Annotated in this window: 22 protein-coding genes and 1 riboswitch; of the genes, 18 read left to right on the top strand and 4 right to left on the bottom strand. The window is 40.6% G+C overall.

The genetic code is table 11. The annotated features are described in order from the left end of the window. The first annotated feature begins 106 nt into the window (after positions 1-106). The 14 genes from BUB92_RS05820 to speB all read left to right on the top strand — a co-directional run bounded on the left by BUB92_RS05820 (position 107) and on the right by speB (position 15,682). A complete protein-coding gene (locus BUB92_RS05820) occupies positions 107-1,039 on the top strand; it encodes a peptidyl-prolyl cis-trans isomerase (protein ID WP_073091474.1) in 933 nt (310 codons plus the stop codon). A gap of 259 nt (positions 1,040-1,298) precedes the next feature. After that, entirely contained in the window at positions 1,299-1,769 is a 471-nt protein-coding gene (gene nuoE, locus BUB92_RS05815; protein WP_423230200.1) for an NADH-quinone oxidoreductase subunit NuoE, read from the top strand. Position 1,770: 1 nt separating this feature from the next. Beyond that, positions 1,771-3,519, top strand: coding sequence for an NADH-quinone oxidoreductase subunit NuoF (gene nuoF / locus BUB92_RS05810; RefSeq protein ID WP_073091468.1), 1,749 nt, complete (start codon positions 1,771-1,773; stop codon positions 3,517-3,519). Between the two features lie 16 nt (positions 3,520-3,535). After that, positions 3,536-6,721, top strand: coding sequence for an NAD(P)-binding protein (locus BUB92_RS05805; protein WP_073091465.1), 3,186 nt, complete (start codon positions 3,536-3,538; stop codon positions 6,719-6,721). Positions 6,722-6,991: 270 nt separating this feature from the next. Then, positions 6,992-8,143 (top strand): YibE/F family protein, encoded by a 1,152-nt coding sequence (locus tag BUB92_RS05800; protein WP_073091462.1) that lies wholly within the window; start codon positions 6,992-6,994, stop codon positions 8,141-8,143. A gap of 41 nt (positions 8,144-8,184) precedes the next feature. Beyond that, positions 8,185-8,460 carry a DUF4491 family protein gene (locus tag BUB92_RS05795; RefSeq protein ID WP_073091458.1) on the top strand — a complete coding sequence of 92 codons (276 nt, stop codon included), beginning with the start codon at positions 8,185-8,187 and terminating at the stop codon, positions 8,458-8,460. 77 nt (positions 8,461-8,537) lie between these two features. Next, the gene (locus BUB92_RS05790) at positions 8,538-8,972 is read left to right on the top strand and encodes a Fur family transcriptional regulator (protein WP_423230199.1); all 435 of its coding nucleotides are present in this window, start codon (positions 8,538-8,540) and stop codon (positions 8,970-8,972) included. 66 nt (positions 8,973-9,038) lie between these two features. Beyond that, positions 9,039-10,814 carry a ferrous iron transport protein B gene (gene feoB, locus BUB92_RS05785; RefSeq protein WP_159432312.1) on the top strand — a complete coding sequence of 592 codons (1,776 nt, stop codon included), beginning with the start codon at positions 9,039-9,041 and terminating at the stop codon, positions 10,812-10,814. A 14-nt stretch (positions 10,815-10,828) separates the two neighbouring features. Beyond that, positions 10,829-11,056: a FeoA family protein gene (locus BUB92_RS05780; protein ID WP_073091449.1), complete on the top strand. Its 228-nt coding sequence runs from the start codon at positions 10,829-10,831 to the stop codon at positions 11,054-11,056. 232 nt (positions 11,057-11,288) lie between these two features. After that, complete coding sequence (locus BUB92_RS05775) at positions 11,289-12,035, top strand: ABC transporter ATP-binding protein (RefSeq protein ID WP_073091446.1); 747 nt, start codon at positions 11,289-11,291, stop codon at positions 12,033-12,035. Continuing rightward, positions 12,022-12,945, top strand: coding sequence for a SufB/SufD family protein (locus BUB92_RS05770; protein WP_073091443.1), 924 nt, complete (start codon positions 12,022-12,024; stop codon positions 12,943-12,945). The genes BUB92_RS05775 and BUB92_RS05770 overlap by 14 nt, the downstream gene beginning before the upstream one ends. A gap of 12 nt (positions 12,946-12,957) precedes the next feature. Beyond that, positions 12,958-13,863: a selenium metabolism-associated LysR family transcriptional regulator gene (locus tag BUB92_RS05765; RefSeq protein WP_073091440.1), complete on the top strand. Its 906-nt coding sequence runs from the start codon at positions 12,958-12,960 to the stop codon at positions 13,861-13,863. A 116-nt stretch (positions 13,864-13,979) separates the two neighbouring features. After that, positions 13,980-14,813, top strand: a complete 834-nt coding sequence (speE, locus tag BUB92_RS05760; RefSeq protein WP_073091559.1) for a polyamine aminopropyltransferase — start codon at positions 13,980-13,982, stop codon at positions 14,811-14,813. Between the two features lie 2 nt (positions 14,814-14,815). Beyond that, positions 14,816-15,682, top strand: coding sequence for an agmatinase (gene speB, locus BUB92_RS05755; protein WP_242939009.1), 867 nt, complete (start codon positions 14,816-14,818; stop codon positions 15,680-15,682). 46 nt (positions 15,683-15,728) lie between these two features. Here the strand turns inward: speB and rbr are convergent, their stop codons facing one another. The 3 genes from rbr to trpS form a co-directional block, all read right to left on the bottom strand. Further along, a complete protein-coding gene (rbr, locus tag BUB92_RS05750; protein ID WP_073091437.1) occupies positions 15,729-16,271 on the bottom strand; it encodes a rubrerythrin in 543 nt (180 codons plus the stop codon). A gap of 17 nt (positions 16,272-16,288) precedes the next feature. Beyond that, positions 16,289-16,723, bottom strand: a complete 435-nt coding sequence (locus BUB92_RS05745) for a hypothetical protein (protein ID WP_073091435.1) — start codon at positions 16,721-16,723, stop codon at positions 16,289-16,291. A 156-nt stretch (positions 16,724-16,879) separates the two neighbouring features. Next, on the bottom strand, positions 16,880-17,872 hold the full coding sequence (trpS, locus tag BUB92_RS05740) for a tryptophan--tRNA ligase (RefSeq protein WP_073091432.1): 993 nt from the start codon (positions 17,870-17,872) through the stop codon (positions 16,880-16,882). A gap of 267 nt (positions 17,873-18,139) precedes the next feature. Here trpS and BUB92_RS05735 point away from each other — a divergent pair, with 267 nt between their 5' ends. The 4 genes from BUB92_RS05735 to BUB92_RS05720 all read left to right on the top strand — a co-directional run bounded on the left by BUB92_RS05735 (position 18,140) and on the right by BUB92_RS05720 (position 21,138). Continuing rightward, a complete protein-coding gene (locus tag BUB92_RS05735) occupies positions 18,140-18,562 on the top strand; it encodes a MarR family winged helix-turn-helix transcriptional regulator (protein WP_073091430.1) in 423 nt (140 codons plus the stop codon). 84 nt (positions 18,563-18,646) lie between these two features. Further along, positions 18,647-18,765, top strand: a riboswitch (molybdenum cofactor riboswitch). A 74-nt stretch (positions 18,766-18,839) separates the two neighbouring features. Further along, a complete protein-coding gene (locus tag BUB92_RS05730) occupies positions 18,840-19,520 on the top strand; it encodes an ABC transporter permease (protein WP_084728363.1) in 681 nt (226 codons plus the stop codon). Positions 19,521-19,526: 6 nt separating this feature from the next. Further along, positions 19,527-20,255: an ABC transporter ATP-binding protein gene (locus BUB92_RS05725; protein ID WP_073091427.1), complete on the top strand. Its 729-nt coding sequence runs from the start codon at positions 19,527-19,529 to the stop codon at positions 20,253-20,255. A gap of 31 nt (positions 20,256-20,286) precedes the next feature. After that, positions 20,287-21,138 (top strand): ABC transporter substrate-binding protein, encoded by an 852-nt coding sequence (locus BUB92_RS05720; protein ID WP_073091425.1) that lies wholly within the window; start codon positions 20,287-20,289, stop codon positions 21,136-21,138. Between the two features lie 300 nt (positions 21,139-21,438). On the opposite strand, the gene BUB92_RS05715 is transcribed toward BUB92_RS05720, so the two are convergent. Beyond that, positions 21,439-21,752 (bottom strand): integrase core domain-containing protein (locus BUB92_RS05715; RefSeq protein ID WP_143156876.1); only part of this gene is annotated, 314 nt, incomplete at its 5' end.

The following is a 21,752-nucleotide window of genomic DNA, read 5'->3' as shown; positions in this document are numbered from 1 at the left end:
AGCCTAAAATGGAATATTTTAGGGAGCATTAAGGCTCCCTTTTTTATTTTTATTGCCATGAGAGTATGTTATAATTGCTTTTAGCCAGGAAAGGAGGATGATAGAGGTGAAGAGGGTTTTATTTTTTATTTTACTTATGGCCGCTTTAATTTTTGCTGGATGTGCCGAGAAAAAAGAAGAGGTAGTGGCTGTGGTTAATGGAGAAGAAATTACCGGAGAACAGTTCCGCAGCTACTATAATATGCTTAAGAACAGCTATGAATTGGAAGCTGGAAAAATCGATGAACATAAAGACAAGAACCTGCTTAAGAATATAGAGGATAAGGCTTATGATGACCTGGTTTTACAGGTTCTTATAAGACAGCAGGCTGAAAAAGAGGGGATTAAGATCGATGATAGAGAACTAGAAGCTGATTTGCAGGCATTTAAGGAACATATGGGAGAAAAAGGGTATAAGGATTTTTTAAAGCGAACAGGAATGACGGAAAAAGAATTATTAAGGCAGCTAAAGATAGAAAAGATGTATAAGGAGCTTAAAGAAAGGGTTACTTCTGATGTTAAAGTAAGTGATGAGGAAGTTAAGAAGTATTATGAAGAAAATGAGGACCTGTTTAAGGAACCTGGTGGCATAAGGATTTATCATATACTGGTTGATAGTGAAGAAGAAGCCAGATCTATTATAGCCAGGCTTAATAAGGGAGAAGATTTTTCCAGGCTGGCGCAAAAGTATTCTAAGTGCCCAAGCAGGGAAAAGGGCGGGGATTTAGGTATAGTTAATGAAAGTACCAATTTTGTAACCCCTTTTAAGGAAGCGGCATTGAAGCTTAAGCCCGGTGAAATTACCCAGGAACCGGTAAAGACTGAATTCGGCTATCATGTTATAAAAGCAGGAGAAAAAGTAGCAGGTGGAATTAAAAAACTGGAAGAAGTAAAAGAAGAACTGAGATATCAGCTGGAGGAAGAGGCTAGAAATAAAGTATTTAGTAACTATATTGAAAATTTGCAAAGGAATGCTGATATAATAGATAAAAGGAAATAAACGAAACTTAATGAAAACTCCTCTCCAGAAAATTATTTTAGGAGAGGAGTTTAATTTTTATCTGTTTAAATGATGGGTTAGTACACATTATACATGAGTGGAAAATATTTTAATATATTTTACTTTTGTTATAATTTAAAAATAAGTTTATTAGCATAATAAAATCCAGATAAAAGAGGTGTAGGCAATGAGTTGTTGTTGTGGGGGGAAAGATTCGGTCCCTGCCAGGTTGTCCTCAGGGCAGGTAGACTTATCTTTATTGGAAGATGTATTAAAAGTGTATAGAGAAGAAAAAGGCAGTTTAATTACGGTTTTACAGAAAACCCAGGAAATATATGGGTTTTTGCCGACAGAAGCCTTGCACTACATTGCTGCAAGTCTGGGAGTAAAACCAGCCAAGGTATGGGGAGTAGCTACGTTTTATACGCAATTTAGGCTTACTCCGATAGGCAAGTATCTTATTCTTTTATGTCAGGGAACTGCCTGTCATGTTAATGGTGCGAAACAGATTGAAACTGCTTTATGTCAGGAACTGAACATAAAGGTAGGAGATACTACTGAAGATGGCCTTTTTACTCTGGAAAATGCTGCCTGCCTTGGCTGCTGTAGCTTAGCTCCGGTTATGATGATTAATGGGCAGGCGTATGGTCCCTTAACTCCTGATAAGGCGGTACAGATAATAAGGGATATATATAAGAAAGATAAGTTTGCTGTGGGGGAAGGTGAATAGAATGCTGGTACGGATAGGAATGGGCAGTTGTGGAATAGCTGCTGGTGCAGATGTGGTATGGAAAACAGTTGAGCAGGAGTTTAAAGACTATCCGGAGGTTGTGCTGCAGCGAACAGGCTGTATAGGTATGTGTTACTTCGAGCCTATTGTCGATATAATTTTGACTGAGGACTTAATTTTTACTTACGGTGGAGTTAATGAAGATAAGATAAAAGAGATAATTAATCACCATCTTAACTGTCAGGAACCATTAGAAAAGTATTTGCTAGCTTCTAAAGATTTTTTAACCAAGCAGAACCGAATAGCTTTACGCAATTCAGGGATTATAGATCCGGAGAATATTGATCAATACATAGAAAAAGGTGGCTATGAAGCTTTAAAAAAATGTCTTTTTGATTTAAAACCGGAGGAAGTAATAGAAGAAGTAAAAATTTCGGGATTAAGAGGCCGAGGGGGAGCAGGTTTTCCCACCTGGAGGAAATGGGAGGCTACCCGGCAGGAAAAAAGTGATAAGAAGTTTGTTATATGTAATGCTGATGAAGGGGACCCGGGGGCTTTTATGGATCGAAGTATTTTGGAAAGCGATCCCCATGCTTTGCTGGAAGGTATGATTATAGCAGGCTATGCTATAGGAGCTGATACTGGCATTATTTATGTACGGGCAGAGTATCCGCTGGCAGTTAAGAGATTGGAAATAGCTATCAGTCAGGCAGAAAAGAAAGGTTTTTTAGGGTCTAACATATGGGGAAGCAATTTTTCGTTTTCTATCCAGTTGAAACAGGGAGCTGGGGCTTTTGTTTGCGGTGAAGAAACTGCTCTTATTGCCTCTGTCGAGGGAGAGAGGGGGATGCCGAGGTTAAAGCCTCCTTTTCCTTCCCAAAAAGGATTATGGGGTATGCCTACTAATATAAATAATGTGGAAACCCTTGCTAATATACCCTGGATTATAAGGAATGGCGGAATGGCTTTTGCCGCTTTAGGTACTGAAACTAGCAAAGGTACCAAGGTTTTTGCGCTGGCCGGTAAAGTTAAAAGAGGCGGGCTGGTAGAAATACCTATGGGTATGACTTTAAGGGAGATTATATTTGATATTGGCGGCGGGATAAGAGATGATAAAAAAATTAAGGCAGTTCAATTAGGAGGGCCTTCCGGTGGATGTATTCCGGAAGAGCTTTTGGATACCCCGGTTGATTATGAGTCTATTACCTGTACAGGAGCGATAATGGGATCAGGTGGGATGATAGTTTTAGACGAAACTACCTGCATGGTTGATATAGCTCGTTTTTTCCTGGATTTTACCCAGAAAGAATCCTGCGGAAAGTGTGTCCCCTGTCGTATTGGTACCAAGAGAATGCTTGAAATACTAGAACGCATATGTGAAGGCAAAGGAGTTAAAGAGGATATAGAGCTTTTGGAAAGTTTGGCTTTAGAGATAAAGAGTGCTTCGCTTTGTGGACTGGGACAAAGTGCTCCTAATCCAGTTTTGACTACTATCAAGTATTTCCGACATGAATATGAGTCTCATATAGAGGATAAAAAATGTCCGGCTAAGAGTTGTAAGGCACTTATTACTTATAATATTAATCCGGAAAAGTGTAAAGGATGTGGAATATGTGCTAAAAGATGTCCAGTTAACTGTATAAAAGGAGAAATTAAGCAGCCCCATGTGATAATTCAGGATGAGTGTATAAAATGCGGGACTTGTCTTAATGTCTGTCCTCCAAGATTTAAAGCAGTACAGGTTTTATAGGGAGAGGTGAGGGAAAATGATTACATTATATATTAATGGACAGAAAGTAAAGGGCAAAAAAGACCAGACTATTTTAGAAGTGGCTAGAGAAAATGGAATAGATATACCTACCTTATGTCATGATGATCGGGTCGAACCTTTTGGAGCATGTGGATTGTGTGTAGTAGAGGTGGAAGGGTATAACAGGCTTATTCGTGCCTGTGCAACTAAGATTGAAGAGAATATGGTAGTGTATACCGATACCCCCCGGGTTGTAAAATCGCGGCAGAATACGCTAAATCTTATGCTTTCCGATCATACTGGCGATTGTCGTCCTCCTTGTCTTAAAGCCTGTCCGGCTAATACGGATTGTCAGGGATATGTAGGCTTAATAGCTAATGGCCAGTATAAAGAAGCTGTATCGCTTATCATGGAAAAACTGCCTTTACCTGCCAGTATAGGTTTGGTTTGCCCTCATCCCTGTGAAGAAGCATGCCGGCGTAAAATGGTAGATGATGCGGTGGCTATTGCAGCATTAAAGGCTTTTGCTGGTTTTTATAATCTACAAGCTGTTGATCCTTATCTGCCAGAGGTTAAAGAGGTAAGCGGTAAAAAGGTAGCGGTAGTAGGCGCAGGACCTGCTGGGCTTACGGCAGCCTATTTTTTAGCCCTTAAGGGACATAAAGTTGATATATATGAAGCTATGCCTGAGCCGGGAGGAATGCTGAGATACGGGATACCCGAGTACAGATTGCCTAAGACTGTTTTAGATAAAGAAATAGGCTATATAACGAGATTGGGAGTAAATATTATAACTAATACCCGTTTAGGGGTTGATGTTAAGCTTGAGGAGCTTAGAAGCAGATATGATGCAGTCTTTTTAGGTATAGGAGCCTGGGTTTCTTCTAAAATCGGTTGCCCGGGGGAAGAAAGTGAAGGTGTAGTGGGCGGTATTGAGTTTTTGCGACGGGTAGCTATGAAAGAACCGATAAAGATAGGACGAAAAGTGGCAGTAATAGGCGGAGGAAACACAGCTATGGATGCGGCGCGTACAGCAATAAGGATGGGAGCAGAAGAAGTTATGGTTTTATATCGACGCACCCGATCTGAGATGCCGGCAGAGGATATTGAAGTTAAAGAAGCAGAAGAAGAAGGGGTTATTTTTAAGTTTTTAGTAGCTCCTGAAGAAATAATAGCCCAAGATGGCAAAGTTAGAGCGATAAAAATGCAAAAGATGCAGCTGGGAGAACCGGATGCTTCAGGTCGCAGAAAACCTGTCCCTATACCAGGTGAAGTGGAAATTATAGAAGCAGATATGATTATTGCCGCTATTGGACAGCAGGTAAATACAGAGGGACTTGAGGGTGTAGGTTTAAATAGGTGGGGAACGATAGAAGTAGATGAAACTACTTTTATGACTAACCTGGAGGGGGTTTTTGCTGGCGGCGATGTGGTTGCTGGACCTAAAATAGCTATCGAAGCAGTAGCCCAGGGGGGAAAAGCAGCTCAGGTTATAGATTCTTATCTTAGGGGGCATATTTTACCTTTATCTAAATCTTATTATGTGCAGAGGCAGATGACTCCGGAAGATTTATCTTGCTATCCCAAGCAATCTAGAGTAGAGATAAGACATCTTCCTCCCGAAGTAAGAAAGAATAATTTTAAACAGGTAAGTGCTATTTATACTGTAGAAGAAGCAGTAAATGAAGCTAAAAGATGCTTGGAATGCGGTTGTTTAGATTATTTTGAATGTAAGCTTATACAATATGCTAACCGGCATGAAGTTAACCCTGAAAGGCTACAAGGGGCAAAGCATATACATGTTCCTGTCGACTATAATGACTATATAATACGGGAACCGGATAAATGTATTCTTTGTGGCCTTTGTGTGCGGATATGTGATGAAGTGATGGGAGTTACGGCTTTAGGTTATGTGAATCGCGGCTTTGATGTCCTGGTGCAGCCAGAGTTTAATCTCCCTCTAGAAGAAACAGAATGCATTACCTGTGGGCAGTGTGTGAGTGTATGCCCTACTGGTGCCCTGGTTGAAAATAGCCAAAAATTAAAAAAAGTTCCTTTAAAGCTGGAGACAGAGTTTTCCGTATGCTCTTTCTGCAATACAGGATGCAGGCAAAAACTATTTTACAAAGGGAATAAAATTTATAAAGTGCTTCCTGTTGATAATGGACTTTTATGTTTTAATGGACGTTTTGCCCATGAAGGGGCAGGTGAGAGAATCTTAAGGCCTCTGCTCAGGAAAGACGGGGTCTTTACCGAAGTAGGATGGGAAGAAGCATATGCGTATATCAGAGAAAAAGTTAGCCAGTTGCCCGCTTCTAACATAATTTTTAGTATTTCCCCGGCTTATACCATGGAGGAAATAAAGGCGGTACAAAAACTAAGTGAACAGTGCTTTGCATCTTCGTATATAGGTAGTTTTTCGCACTGCTTGCCGGAAAAAATGCTAAGTAAGGTGAATGATTGTTCTTTAGAGGAGTTGGAAAATGCTGACACTATTCTGGTAGCAGGAGAATTTAAGGATTATCCTATTGCTCTGGTGAAGACAAGAAGAGCGGTGAGCGAAGGAGCCAAGCTCATATTGGTAGGACCTGAACCTGGTTTGATTGCGGATAAAGCATTGGTGAAAATAGAAAATATTAGGATTTTCCTGGATGAAATGCAGGCGATTATAAATAATGAAAATACAAGTGGTTCAGATTCACCATGGATCACAGTTTATCAATTGTTGTCTTCAGGGAAAACCATGTTTTTATTAGATGGGGCGAGAATAAATAAAGATATTATAGAGGAACTGGGAATTCTTGCCCATCACTGGGGAAGCAAGGTTATCTATATTACGCGAGGAGCTAATTTTAATGGACTTTTGAGCTTGGGCGTAGGTGATGCTCATGTTTTGGTTAATAAATTAGAGAAAAAAGAAGCTAGAGCAGTTTTTGTTTGGGGAGAAGATCCCGTAGGGGAAGGGAAGCTTGGGGCTGATTTTAGAGAAGATGTTGAGTTACTTGTAGTATCTGCTCCTTATATGCATGAGACGGCAAAAATAGCTGATGTAGTTTTACCAGGTTCTATTTCCTGGGAAGTAGAAGGAACTTATTGGAGTCTGGGTAATGAGGTTATTAAACTTAATCGAGTAGTATCTTCTCCCCATGGCAAGGATAATATTATGGTTATAAATGAATTAGGTGATGCATTATGCAAGTAATAAGAGAGTTTGTATAACTTAATATAAAATATTATTGGCAACATTTATTTTGTGATAAAATCTTTTATCTACCAAAAGTTTAAGGTAGATAAAAGATTTTTTTTAAAGCAGTAATAATTACCTAACCAGAGAAAGCTGCCTTAATAGATATAGCAAAGTTATTGTATTTATCTTTGAATTAATTGAGCTGAATAGTTGTGGATTATATTTGTGGATTAAAGAAAGCTTTATGATAAAATATAAACGAATTTTTAAAAGGGGGGATAATTTATGGCAAGGATTAAGGATGTAATTGGCTTTATAATTTTTGTGTGTTTTTATATGCTGCTTTTCTGTACCCTGCCTGTACAGGCAGAGATAAAAGCCGGGGAAGAATTGGTGCTTGAAAAATATGAAAAGGCTTTAGTTTTGGAGGTAAACGATGCGAGCTCTACCCCAGAGGCGCAGGAAAGTATGTTTACCGAACAAATCGTGAAGGTAAAAGTGATGTCGGGAAAATATAAAGGCAAAGTTATGGAAGCGCGTAATTCGCTGTCAGGCAGTAAAGGCTGGGATTTAGAGGTTAAGCCCGGGGATAAAGTGGTTTTATATATGACCGAAGAAAATGGTAAACTTGCGGAAGTGTATATTGCCGATATGGCAAGGAGCTCCTATCTTGGCTATTTAGCCCTGTTTTTTATATTATCCCTGGTAGTTATTGGCGGTATAAAAGGGTTTAAATCGCTGGTGGCTTTAGGTTTTACCATTTTAGGCATTTATAAAATCCTTTTACCGGCACTTATGCAGGGGTACTCCCCGGTGCTGGTTACCGTGTTAGTCCTTATAGGCGTTACCTTTCTAACTATGTTTATAATAGGCGGGATTAGCCGCAAGTCAGTAGCTGCTACTCTGGGAACGGCAGGTGGGGTAATTGTTGCCGGACTTATTGCCATGTATATAGGGGATCTGGCGCATTTAACCGGATATGCGACGGAAGAAAGCCGTATGCTTCTCTATGTAGATAACTTTGAGGTGGATATGAAAGGGCTTTTATTTGCCGGCATTATAATCGGGGCTCTGGGAGCAGTTATGGATGTAGCTATGTCGATAGCTTCGGCGGTAGATGAGATAAAAAGGGCTAATCCAGGACTTGCGAAAGCTCAGCTTATCGGAGCCGGGATGAATGTTGGACGGGATATTATGGGTACTATGGCTAACACTTTGATTCTGGCCTATACCGGGGGTGCTTTGCCTTTACTGCTCCTTTTTATAGCTTATAATACACCGGGGATAAGGATATTTAATGCGGAAATGATTGCTACAGAAATAGTAAGGGCTCTGGCTGGCAGTATAGGCTTGATATTCTGTGTTCCCCTTACAGCTTTCCTGGCAGGTATTTTGGCTAAAGAGGAAAAAACAGTGTCTTATGGGAAAGAGTTTTAAAACATCTTTTATTAAAGAAACGGGGGGGGGGGGAGAAAAGTATGAATTTAACGGGAATACTTTTTGGTCTTCTGGTATTTCTTACAATTGGTATTTATCATGTGCTGGTAGTAAAAATCGAATACCATCTGGGAACCTGGCCCTGGATACTCTTTCTGCTTTTAGGATTAGTATGTATTTATTTATCGCTGGTGAGTACTGATGAAACCTGTTCGATATTCTGGGGGTATTTCGGTTTTATAAATCTCTGGACGATACGGGAACTTTTTGAGCAGAGAAGAAGGGTTAAGAAGGGCTGGTATCCCTCTAAAGATTAATTTATATTTGGCTAAAAATATGTTATTATAATATTAAGATAACAATGATAATCATTATCGGACAATGAGGGAGCATGATGGATAAAAAGATCACCGAAAAGTTAAAAGAGAATAACTATAAGCTTACGGAGCAGAGGGAAGCAGTTTTAGAAGTTATGCTGGATAACCGGGGTAAGCATTTGAGTGCGGAAGAAGTTTTACAGGAAGCCAAGCAAAAAATGCCTAATATTGGTATAGCTACTGTCTATAGAACCCTGGAGAAGCTTGCCAGTATGGATATTCTCTATAAAACCATGTTTGAGGGCGGCAAGTTTCGCTATGAACTGTCGGATGAGGATACCCATCAACATCACCACATTGTCTGCCTCAAATGTGGCCATATATATGAATTTGAGGAAGATCTGCTCAATGAGCTGGAAAGTCGTCTGGAGGCTAGGGGTTTTGAAATAGTTGATCATGAACTCAAGTTTTATGGCTATTGTCCTGAGTGTAGAGAAAAGATGAGAAAATAGAATTTTGCAGGGTGTATATGATAATGATTATTAGTATTAATATCCATGAAGGCAGGAGGCAGTTATATGCATATTGTTATGCTGGGTAATCCCAATGTCGGCAAAAGTTCAGTATTAAACCGGCTTACAGGAAGTATGGTTTTTATATCTAACTATCCTGGAACTTCGGTTGACATATATGAAGCTTCACTGCAGCTGGCGGGGAGGAATTTTGTTATTTATGATACACCGGGGATTTATTCGCTTTTTTCGGCAGGAGAAGAACAACAGGTAATAAAAGAGCTCTTAGAAAATAAAGATATTGATCTGGTTTTAAATATTGTCGATGCGGCTAATCTGGAACGCAACCTGGTTTTAACTCTGGAAATAATAGAAACAGGCTTGCCGGTGATTGTGGTTTTAAACCAGATAGACCGGGCAAGGCTTTTGGGTTTGAAGATAGATGTTAAGATGCTGGAAAAGCTCCTGAAGGTGCCGGTAATTTCTTTTTCCGCAGCTACGGGAGAAGGACTGTTTGAACTGCAGGACTTGCTTTTGCAGCATGCCGACAGGTGGAAGAAAGGAAAAATCAAAACCGATGCCCGGCCGGTACAGGTCATAAACCTGGACAATACAGTAGGATGTAGTAGTGAACATTGCAACCGCTGTTCTATTCCCCAGATGACCTGCGCTACGCTGGCGGATTTTAAAAGAGCAGAAAAGGCTAAAACTATTGTAGGGATGGTGGTAAGCAGAGCTGACCGGAGAGAAAAGCTGCTGCTTGATAGGATACAGGATGTGGTGGATAAGCCGGTTTTGGGTACTATGCTGCTTTTGGCCTGTGCCTATCTGGCTTTTTTAATACTTTTGCGCTTTATTGAATTGAGTGAAGGGCCGATAAGCCTTTTTTTAGAACCGGTAAACAGGTTTTTGTCCCATTTTATCCTGCAGGTTATGCCGGAAGGGATGTTGGGGACTATTCTAGCTCGTGCCGTTCCGGAAGGGCTGATAATTCCTTTTACTATAATCATGCCGGCTATGCTGATGGTAAGTATTATTATGTCAGTAATCGAAGATACCGGGCTTTTACCTCGTTATTCAGTAGCCCTGGAAAGGATAGGAAGTTTTTTTGGAGTTTCGGGGCAGGCGGTAATCCCTTTAGCCTTAGGATTTGGGTGTCGTACCCCGGCGGTACTGGCTACCCGCATTATGCCTGATTATGCCCAGAGATTTATTGTTATAACCCTGCTCAGTATTGTTATACCCTGTGCGGCTACTTTGGGTATATTAACTTCGGTTATAAGTGCTTTTAATGCTTCTCTGCTTACTATTATGCTGACTATGCTGACAACCCTCATGGTTCTGGGCTGGATCTTGAGCCGTCTAAATCCGCGGGAAGAAATCTTTATTTATGAACTTCCTCCCCTCCGGCTGCCCTTATGGAATAATGTGTGGAACAAGATAAAAATGCGTTTTTCCGGTTTTTTTACGGAAATACTGCCTCTTTTGCTGGTTATGAGCATTATCATCCGTGCACTTATCGAATCCGGTGTATTACAATATCTTGGAGAATTAGAAGAATTTTCTAGAATCCTTTTTGGTATTCCCGCTGAAGCTCTGGTAGCAGTATTGATTACTATATTCCAGCGGTATTTAGCTCCTCTGGTTTTGCTTAATTTGCCTTTAACTCCGCGCGAGGCCACCATTGCCATAAGTATGATTGCCCTTTCGCTTCCCTGTTTGCCGGTTATGGTGATGACCATACGGGAAATAGGGGTAAAGGGGCTTATAAAGATAATAATGTTAGGTTTGCTTACTTCTTTTACTGTAGGGATGGTGCTTAATCTTATTTTACCAGCCTGAAAAGGGGTGATAGTATGAAAATAGTTGAGCTGCGCCCAGGCCAGAAAGCCAGGGTAAAAGAGATAAAAAAAGGAGTTAACGGACAAAGAAGGCTTTTTGAAATAGGATTGATACCGGGAACGGAATTAAAACTTTTATCCAGCCATCCTTTTAATGGTCCTCTGGTACTGCAGGTGGGAAATGCCAAGATAGCTTTGGGACGTGGTATGGCAGAAGCCGTTGAAGTCGAGTTGCTGGAATAATAGAATAATTTTTTTAAATTATTCATTATATAAAAGTAAAATTTCCTAAATTTATGCTATTATATTTTATGAATAAAAGTAATAAATTTGCCCAATAATTTTGAATATTTATACCGGTTGTACTAAAATTGATTTTTAATGAAGGGTTTCTTGTAATATAACTTTATGTAATGATAAAATCTATTATAATACCGGATATAATACAGGCGGAGAAAAGCGGGAGGTTAATAAATTGCTGATATTAGAAGATGTAGCTATGGCGGTGGAAGACCATGGCGAAAATAAGGAAATATTAAAAGGGATAAGTGTGGAATTTAAGCCAGGCAAGCTTTACGGCATAACCGGTCCCAATGGGGGAGGTAAGACTTCTCTGGCCAAAGTTATTATGGGGATATATAAAAATACCGGAGGGAAGATTTACCTTAACGGGGAGGAGATAAGCAGTCTTTCGGTGACCGAGAGAGCCAGAAAAGGTATTGCTTATGCTTTTCAGCAGCCCCCACGTTTTAAAGGGATTACGGTACAGGATTTGCTGAAGATTGCTAATCCGGATATGGATGAGGCCCTTTTGCGCAAAAGTTTGCGGGATGTAGGTTTATGTCCGGAAGACTATCTGGAAAGAGAGCTGGATACCAGCTTAAGCGGAGGAGAAATAAAAAGGATTGAGATAGCCCAGGTTTTAGCCAGAAGAGCCAGGATAAGTATTTTTGACGAGCCGGAGGCGGGGGTTGACCTGTGGACGATACAGAAGCTTATTCACATAATAATGAGCAATTATAAAGAAGGTAGCGATTCTACAGCTATTATTATTACGCACAATGAAAACGTGCTTCCGGTTTGTGATGAGATTATAGTGATAAAAGATGGGGTAATTGATGTAAGGGGACGGCCAGATCAGGTGTGGCCTTTTATAAGAGATGAGATAGAATGCAAACGCAGAATGGAATGCAGGGGAGAAATGGTGTATGGAATTGAATAAGCTGGATGTCGAGATTTTAAAAGAGGTAGCAGGCATAGAAGGTGTTCCTTCCGGAGCAGTTAACATCCGCAAAGATGGAGAAGCTATAATAAGGAGTTCTTCTTCCGGTATAAAGATAAGCTCCCATCCGGAGCACGGGGGACTTATAGTAGAAATAAAACCGGGCATAAGGAATGAGAAGGTGCATGTACCGGTTATTCTGACTAAACCTGGATTTAGGGATAAGGTTTACAATACTTTTATTGTGGGGGAAGAGGCTGAAGCTACTATAATTGCTGGTTGTGGTATACATAATGAAAGCCACAGCGAATCGAGACATGACGGGATACATGAGATAATAGTAAAAAAGGGAGCTCATCTAAAGTATGTGGAGAAACATTACGGGCAGGGAAAAAGCCAGGGAAAGAAGGTTTTAAACCCTTCTACCGTTATAAGGCTGGAAGCAGGCGCTAGTGCCGAACTGGAGATGGTGCAGATAAGAGGCGTAGATGATACCTGCCGGACTACGGTAGCCTATATAGGTGAAAGAGCTAGTTTAAAGATCATAGAAAGGCTTTTGACTCATGGAGAGCAAAATGCTGAATCAAATATTGATATATATATTGAAGGGAGTAAGGGAAGTGCCCAGGTTTTATCCAGGTCTGTAGCTCAGGATTCTTCACGGCAGCTTTTTAAAGCATCTCTTACGGGCAAAGCAGCGTGTTTTGGCCATGTGGAATGTGATGCTATTATAATGGATAATGCTAAAATAAAGGCTATTCCTGCCCTTATAGCTGAAGATGCCGATGCGGTACTTACCCATGAGGCAGCCATAGGAAAGATTGCCGGGGAACAGCTTATAAAGCTTATGTCGCTGGGCCTTACGGAAAAAGAGGCTATTGAGACTATATTAAACGGTTTTTTAAGATAGGCAGGTGAATATATGAATATTAACCTTTTAAAAACTTATATCCGGGTAGTGGAAACGCAAAATCTTTCCAAAACAGCTGAAGAATTCGGCCTTTCCCAGCCAGCTGTAACCAAACAGATACAGGCTTTGGAAGATATGTATGGGGTTTTGCTTTTGGAAAGATCGGGAAGGAGGCTTAAGCCTACCGAAGCGGGCGAGGTTTTATATCAGCATGCCCGGGAAGTTTTGAAAGCAGTGGAAAAGACAGAAAGGGCTATGGAAGAAATAGCCGAAAGCCGCAAAGGGAAACTTTATATCGGGGCCAGCACTATACCAGGGCAGTATATTTTGCCTCCCCTGCTTAAAAGGTTTAAAGATGAGTATCCCCATATAAGTATAAGTATGGATATAGGTGATACAGAAGAGATTTTCAGCCGTATAGCCGAAAGGGAATTAGATGTAGGTGTGGTAGGAGGCTGGATAAATAACCGCAAGGTAGATGGTTTTAAGTGGATGGAAGATGAACTGCTGGTTATTGTGCCGGAAAGCCATAGTCTGGCAGGGAAAAAAGAGGTAGAGGTAAGAGAGATTTTGCATGAACGCTGGGTTTTTCGGGAAAAAGGATCGGGAACCCGCAAAGCGGTGGAAGAACTTTTATCAGCTTATGATGTCAGGAAAGACGATCTTAATATCTACATGGAGGCGGGGAGTACCGAGGCTGTTCTGGCGGTAGTAGAATCGGGAATGGGAATATCCATAGTATCCAGATGGGCATTAAACAGTATTGATAGCTATAGAAAGGTAAAGGTGCTGAAGATTAAAGATCCTAAAATAAAGAGATTTTTTTATGTTGTATATCCCAAACAAAAAACGCGCCGCAAATCGGTACAGGATTTCCTGAATTATATAAAAGAACAGGGTAAGAGCTTAGGTTTCTAGGCTCATTTTTTTTGCCGGCAAGGGGAAAAATAGGTTTGCATTTTAAATGCGACCAGAATATAATATTTCTATTGTTTATAGGCTTAATAAAATATGGCATAAAGGAGGAAGGCTGTTTGGAACTCTGGGTTACTGAATACCAGACACCTAATTTAGGTTTTTCCTGCAGAGTAAAGGCTACTTTAAGAAATGAAAAAACTCCTTTTCAGCATTTAGCTGTAGTTGAGACGGAGCAATTTGGCAGGATGCTGCTTTTAGACGGCATGGTTATGACTACCGATGTCGATGAATATGTTTATCATGAAATGATTACCCAGGTAGCGTTAAATTCCCATCCTCATCCCGAAAAAGTATTGATAATAGGCGGAGGGGACGGAGGCGCTTTGCGGGAAGTGGTAAATCATCCTAAAGTTAAAAAAGGCACTCTGGTGGAGATAGATGAACGTGTCATACAGGCGGCGCGTGATTTTTTCCCTGCTCTGGCTTGTTCTTTTGATCATCCCAAGGCAGAAGTTATAGTAGATGATGGCGTAAAATTTGTTAAGGAACATAAAAATACTTTTGATGTGATTCTGGTAGATTCTACGGAGCCGGTAGGACCGGCGGTGGAGCTTTTTTCCCAGAATTTTTACCGTGATGTGTATGAAGCTTTGTGCGATGATGGGATGCTGGTGGTGCAGAGTGAATCGCCTTTTTACAACCGAGATGTTATAAAAATGGCTTTTACCGGGATAAAAAATGTCTTCCCTGTATGTAAGCTTTACCTGGCCAGTATACCTACTTATCCTAGTGGTTTGTGGAGCTTTACTGTGGGGTCGAAAAAGTATGATCCCGAAGAGGTTAGTTTTGTATATGAAAACCCGCAGTTAAAATATTATTCTCCGGAAGTGCATAAAGCAGTTTTCAAGCTTCCTCCTTTTGTTAAGAAGATAGTGGAGGGAGATGAATAAGGTTGAGCTTTTACCCATTGCCTTATTTAGAAAGAAAAGCTGTATTTATGGGGAGTTCAGAAAGTTTGGAAGGTTGCGAAAAGGTTATCATAGGTATACCTATGGATCTTACTACCAGTTTTCGGCCGGGGACTAGGCTCGCACCTTTTCGCATCCGGGAGGTATCAGAGGGAATTGAAGAATACAGCATATATCAGGATAAGTCCCTGGAAGATATAAAGTTCTATGATGCTGGGGATATAATTATTCCGTATGGCAATGTAGAGGAAAGCCTGCGCAGAATCGAAGAAGTTACGGGTGAGCTTCTTAAAAAAGGCAAAAAAGTTTTTGCTTTAGGGGGAGAACATCTGGTATCCCTGCCTCTGATAAAAGCATATAAGAAGTTTTATCCGGATCTGGTTGTAATTCAGTTTGATGCTCATGCTGATTTAAGATCATCCTATCTGGGGGAAAGCTTGTCCCACGCTACGGTAATGCGCAGGGTGGTGGAAATAATAGGTACAGGGAATCTCTATCAGCTGGGAATCCGTTCGGGTACCCGTGAAGAGATGGAATATGCAACACTTAATACTAACCTGTATTTAAACCAGCTTTCTTCGGTGGTGGCAGAAGTCAAAAAGAGTGTAGGCAGGCGCAAGGTATATATAACCCTGGATATAGATGTTCTGGATCCTGCCTTTGCTCCAGGTACGGGAACTCCGGAAGCAGGAGGTTTTTCTTCGCGGGAACTTTTAGAAGTCCTGCTGGAGTTAAAAGATCTTGATATAGCGGGATTTGACCTGGTGGAAATTTCGCCCCCTTATGAACAAAATGATAATACTTCCCTTTTAGGGGCCAAGATTTTGCGCGAAGTTCTGCTGGCTTATTAAATTATCAAAAAAGAGGGTACAGGTTTACCCTCTTTTTTTAAACTGTTTAATAATTTTCACACATTACTTCAAAATAGCTTTGCGGATGAGCACAGGCAGGGCAGGCTCTAGGGGCTTCAGTTCCTTCATGGACATAACCGCAGTTGCGGCATTTCCATTTAACCGGGTATGTTTTTTTGAATACCGTTTTGTTTTTAACATTTTCTAAAAGCTTCCGATAGCGTTTTTCGTGTTCTTCTTCTGCTTTGGCAATTTGCCTGAAAACAGTAGCTATTTCAGGAAAACCTTCTTCTTCCGCTATTTTTGCAAATTCCGGGTACATAGTAGTATGCTCGTAATTTTCCCCTAATGCTGCTTGTAATAGATTTTCTTCCGTAGCCGGTATAGAACCGCCTACCAGGAATTTGTAAAGCCTTTTAGCGTGTTCTTTTTCATTATCAGCTGTTTCCAGGAAGATAGCAGCTATCTGTTTATAGCCTTCCTTATCTGCCTGGCTGGCCCAGAAGGTATACTTGTTGCGGGCCTTTGATTCGCCGGCAAAAGCTTCCCACAGATTTTTTTCTGTTCTGGTTCCTTTAAGATCTTTCATTATAATCCTCCTTTGCTCTAGAATCGGGTTAGATAATCGGGATAGACATAGATGGTGTCATGAGCAGCTCTTTTGCAGGTAATAAACTGGTTTAGGAAATAGATTATATTCTCTATCTCTTCAGATGATAGGTTATTTGCATTATAACTTTTAATCTGGAATAAGGCAATATCTGCCTCCATCCAGTTAAGGAGCCTAAGTTCCTGCAGGCCTTCTTCTAAAAATTCTAAATCTTGATAGGGCATAGAAAAAGGAGTATGGGATTTGCTTTTAATGTGGGTTTCCAGTTTGTCTATAAAATATTTGAGTTTTTCTTCCTTTTCTGGGGTTATGCAGTACTGGAACAGGATGTCATAAAGGGTTTGGGCCGTTATTATGGCTGTTATGTTGGGCAAAAGCAGGTGTTTTTCGGTACGCAGGAATTCTAACACAAATGCTGGAAGATGGGACATCAATTTCACTCCTTTGGACGCAGGTTTTTTGTTTCTTATGTTATTTTAATTATAAATGATAGAACAGTTTAGATGTTTTTAATAATTGCTTTTTGCTGTCAGGTGATGACTAAATAACGCTAAAAGGGGGATAAGCCCTTTTAGCGTAAGGAATGTTTATTTAAAATAAGCTATTTTCATGGCTTCCCTTACTTCTTCCATGGTTTCTTTAGCTACCGCATGAGCCCTTAAGGTGCCCTCCCGTAAGATATCTTTAATGTCATCCGGGCTGTATTTTTGTCTCCTTTCATGCATAGGGGCTAAAAGCTGGTTGATTTTGTGAGCTAGGTTTTTCTTGCAGGCTACACAGCCTATATTACCCTGCCGGCAGTCGATTTCAATGGCGGAGACTTCTTGCGGATTAAAAATCTGATGATAAGCAAAAACGGTACATACTTCGGGATGGCCCGGATCGTTTTTGTGTATGCGGGCCGGGTCGGTTACGGCATTCCACACTTTTTTATTTACTTCTTCCGGGCTATCACACAGGTATATGGCATTATTAAGGCTTTTACTCATCTTGGCCTGTCCATCAAGACCTATGAGACGGGGAACTTCTCCTACCATGGCTTGTGGCTCTACCAGTACCGGAGCATAGAGTTCATTAAACCGGCGTACAATTTTACGGGCAAATTCAATATGCGGTATCTGATCCTCACCTACCGGCACTAAATCAGCTTTGAATATAGTTATGTCTGCCGCCTGGCTTACGGGATAGCCTAAAAAACCATAAGTTATTTCACTAAAGCCGTGCTGGGCAGCTTCCGTTTTTATTGTAGGATTATGACGCAGGACGTTTACTGACGTAAACATGGAAAAATACATGGTAAGCTCATGTATTTCCGGTATCATGCTCTGGATAAAGATGGTTACTTTATTAGGATCCAGCCCTGCTGCCAGATAGTCAGAAGCTATCTGCATCACACTTTGATAAAGGCTTTCACCTTTTTCCCAGTGGGTGGTAAGGGCTTGCACATCAGCAATTATGATGTAGCTTTCATATTCATCTTGCAGTTTGACTCGATTTTTCAAGCTGCCTACATAATGGCCCAGATGCAGGCTCCCGGTAGGACGATCACCTGTCAGTATCCTTTTGCGCGTTTTTGGCATTTTTTAAATTAACCTCCTGTTTTTGGGATAGATATAGTTTTAAAATGTAAAGTTTCGGGATATAATTTTTGTATATAGAGGCTCAAAAAAATATATATTTGACGGTATGACTTTTTTAAAATAACATTATAAAACGTGGAATGCAAGCCTGCAGGGAGGAGTAAATTTATTTTAATAAGTAATTTATGTTTACACATAATAAAAAAGTGTAATAATATAATTATAAAGGATTAAAAAATAAAAAATTTAAGTAAAGGAGTTTGGTTTATGAACGATTTGTCCAGCTATATATGTTTTAATATGCGAGCTGCTATGAAAAAGATAGATAAACATCTAAGTGAAAGGCTCGAAGAATATGGTATAAGTATTCCCCAATCTTTTATCCTGTGTTGCCTTTTGGGGGAAAATGGCTTAACCCTTAAAGAAATAGGCAACCGTACCCTAATAGACAGTTCTTCGATGACGGTTCTGGTTGATAAATTAGAAAAAGACAATCTGGTGGAAAGACAGCTGGATTCTCAGGACCGTCGCGCTATAAGGGTTTTCATAACAGATAAGGGCAGGGAAATTGCCGAAAAAATTGAAAAGCTGGCCAGCGAATTCAATGCTCACCTCTTTGAACTTTTAGGCGAAGGCAACCAGAAAGAGTTTTTACATGGCTTGAACAACATAATAAATGGATTAGAATAAAAGTTGGCCCAATTAGCGAAATAAAAGAGGATTTACTTTGAGCGTGGAGAATAATTTGTAAAAATAGCGATAAAATTTTAATAGCTGTCAAAGCTCGCCGAGTTTATAATCCTAAGGTTAAAGGCTAGGGATTATAAACCGATGGGTATGGCTGGAAACGGCTGTGCCTCCCGTGTTTGGAAAGGAGAGCTCTTAATTTGGGTTGGGTAAACACCAGGCGAGTAAGAAAAAAGCCTGGTGTTTTTGTTGTATTTATTGCAGGTGAGGAGAAAAATTGATGGATATAATAGCAGCTATCATGCAGCAAAAAGATGAAATAACCGGGATTGTATTTTTATCTTTGCTGGTATCGGGGACGGCTACACTTATCAGTTCATTTATTGCTCTTCCTCTGGGAGCTTACCTGGGGTTATATGATTTCAAAGGCCGGAGATTAGTTTTGCGTTTGGTGTATACCTTGATGGCTTTGCCTCCTGTTCTGGCTGGTTTAGTTGTGTTTTTGCTTCTTTCGCGAAGCGGCCCTTTAGGTTTTCTTAACCTGCTTTTTACTCCCGGGGCTATGATTATAGCTCAGTGCCTTCTGGTTTTGCCTATTGTAACCGGGTTGGTAGCGGCAGCAGTGGCGTCAGCGGAAAGGCTGGTTTATGAACATGCTTTAAGTTTGGGAGCTACTCATTATCAGGCAGTAGGCAAAGTTTTGCTGGAAACCCGTTCGGGTATTATATCTGCCATCATGACCGGATTTGGCAGGGCATTTGCCGAAGTAGGGGCGGTTATGATGGTGGGAGGCAATATACGCTATGAAACGCGGGTGCTTACTACCGCTATTGTAACTGAAACCCGAAGCGGAAATTTTGAGATGGCAATAGCTCTAGGCATAATACTGCTTTTGCTGTCATTCCTTATAAGCTGGATAGTTCTTACTAATGCCGATGATTTAAGAGATGTAGCGAGGTAAATAGTTATGGATGAGATTTTAAGGCTGGAAAATGTGAAGAAAAAATATGGGGAAAGGACAGTTCTTGATATCGATTATCTGCAGATAAAAGAAAGGTCTATTTGTGCTTTACTGGGGCCTAATGGGTCAGGTAAAACTACCTTGCTCAAGATTTTGAATTTTTTAGAGAAACCAGATGCCGGCAGCCTGTTTTTCCGCGGTAAGAAGGTAGGATGGGAAAGGAATTTAGAGATAGCCCGTATGATGAGCATGGTTTTTCAAAAGCCTTTTATGTTCAGGGGAACGGTATATCAAAATCTGGCCTATGGCTTGAAACTGCGCGGGATGTCAAAAAAAGAGATTGCGGCCAGGGTGAAAGAGGTGCTTTCTTTTGTAGGGATGGAAGGTTTTAAAGACTTTCCGGCCTGGAAAATGTCGGGTGGGGAAAGCCAGCGTATAGCTATAGCCCGTGCTTTAGCCTTAAAACCGAAGATATTATTTCTGGATGAACCGACGGCCAACCTGGATCCGCATAGTGTGCAGGCTATTGAGAGGATAGTTAAAGATTTGCCGGCTGTTTACGGCACTACGGTTATAATAGTAACCCATAACCTTTTTCAGGCTCGGCGCGTGGCTGATGAGTGCGTTTTGCTGATCGAGGGGAGAATAGTGGAAAAAGGGAAGACAGAATCTTTTTTTACGGCACCGCAAAAGGAAGAGACTCGTGCTTTTTTAACCGGTACCATGGTTTATTAAAATTATTTATTAAAAAGGGAGAGGAAATGGCATGGGGAGAATTAAAAGGCTTTGCATGTTGTTTATAATAGCTGTTGTTTTGAGCTTGCCTGGTATAGCCGGATGCCGGGATGACAAAGAGCCTGAGTCCGACCTGATTTTGGCGACTACTACCAGTACTCTGGATTCAGGCCTTTTAGATGTTTTATTACCTGTTTTTGAGAAGGAATACGGCCTTAAGGTAAAAGTGATAGCGGTAGGGAGCGGGCAGGCTATGCAGATGGGACGCAAAGGAGATGCTGATGTACTGCTGGTACATTCACCGCGGGAGGAAGAAAAATTTGTTGAGGAAGGCTGGGGGGTAAAAAGACATCCGGTTATGCACAACCGGTTTATTCTGATAGGGCCTGAGGAAAATTCTGCCCGCATTGCTGACGGAGATGATATAATAACGGCTTTAAAGAAGATTGAGAAGACCAAAAGCCTTTTTGTTTCCCGGGCTGATAAATCAGGTACTCATGTGAGAGAGATGGCTTTATGGGAAGAAGCCGGGATAAAGCCTGAGGGCAGCTGGTATCTGGAAACCGGACAGGGAATGGGAGAAACCCTTATGATTGCGGACGAAAAAGGTGCCTATACGCTGACTGACGAATCTACTTATCTAAGCTTTCGGAATAAAGGGAGGATAGAATTAAAAGTCTGGATAGAAGAAGATGCCAGGTTATTTAACAGCTACAGCGTTATAGCGGTAAATGAGAAAAAGCATCCCCATATAAATAAAGAGGGAGCGGCAAAATTTATCGCATTTATAACCGGACCTGAGGGGCAGAAAATCATACAGGAGTTTGGGGTAAAAGAATACGGAAAACCTCTCTTTGTCCCGGATGCCTTTTATAAAAAATAGCAGTAAGAAAAGTTTGGTAAACTTGTACCGTAAAGGCTGTCAGACAAGTCTAGGTTAACTGCCGCTCTAATAGATCGATTAGCTTACAGGGCATATATTCTGGATATGAACGGATCGTCATATCGGTTAGAGCAGCGGCTGAAAAAACAAATAGGTGCTGATAGTTAAGGTTAATCTATGCAAAGTGCCGCCTTGCCCCTTATTAATTTAAAAAATCTGTCTAAATCTAAAGCTCTTTGAAAATTACATAAAATTACTGTAATACATAATAGATTAATTCCCCGATCCTTTAAGCTTATATTAAGCTACCTGGGTTAAAGCAGACTTCTTTTTATGAAGTTCATAATATTTAGCAGGAGTAAGATATCCCAAACTACCATGTATTCTTCGATGGTTGTAATATTCCAGGTACTGGCTTATTATTTCATATGCTTCTCTAAAATTTGTAAATTCATTACAAATATAACATTCTTCTTCCAAAATAGAATGAAATGCCTCTATATGTGCATTCATATTAGGAGTTTTTACGGGTATTCTCTCATGTATCAATTTTAATTCCTGGCAAGTTTTGGCAAATTTAGCTGACATAAACTGCGGCCGGTTATCAGTTCTTA

This window comes from Thermosyntropha lipolytica DSM 11003, assembly GCF_900129805.1.
Taxonomy (GTDB): domain Bacteria; phylum Bacillota; class Syntrophomonadia; order Syntrophomonadales; family Syntrophomonadaceae; genus Thermosyntropha; species Thermosyntropha lipolytica.
This window is presented reverse-complemented; position numbering and strand designations above follow the sequence as displayed.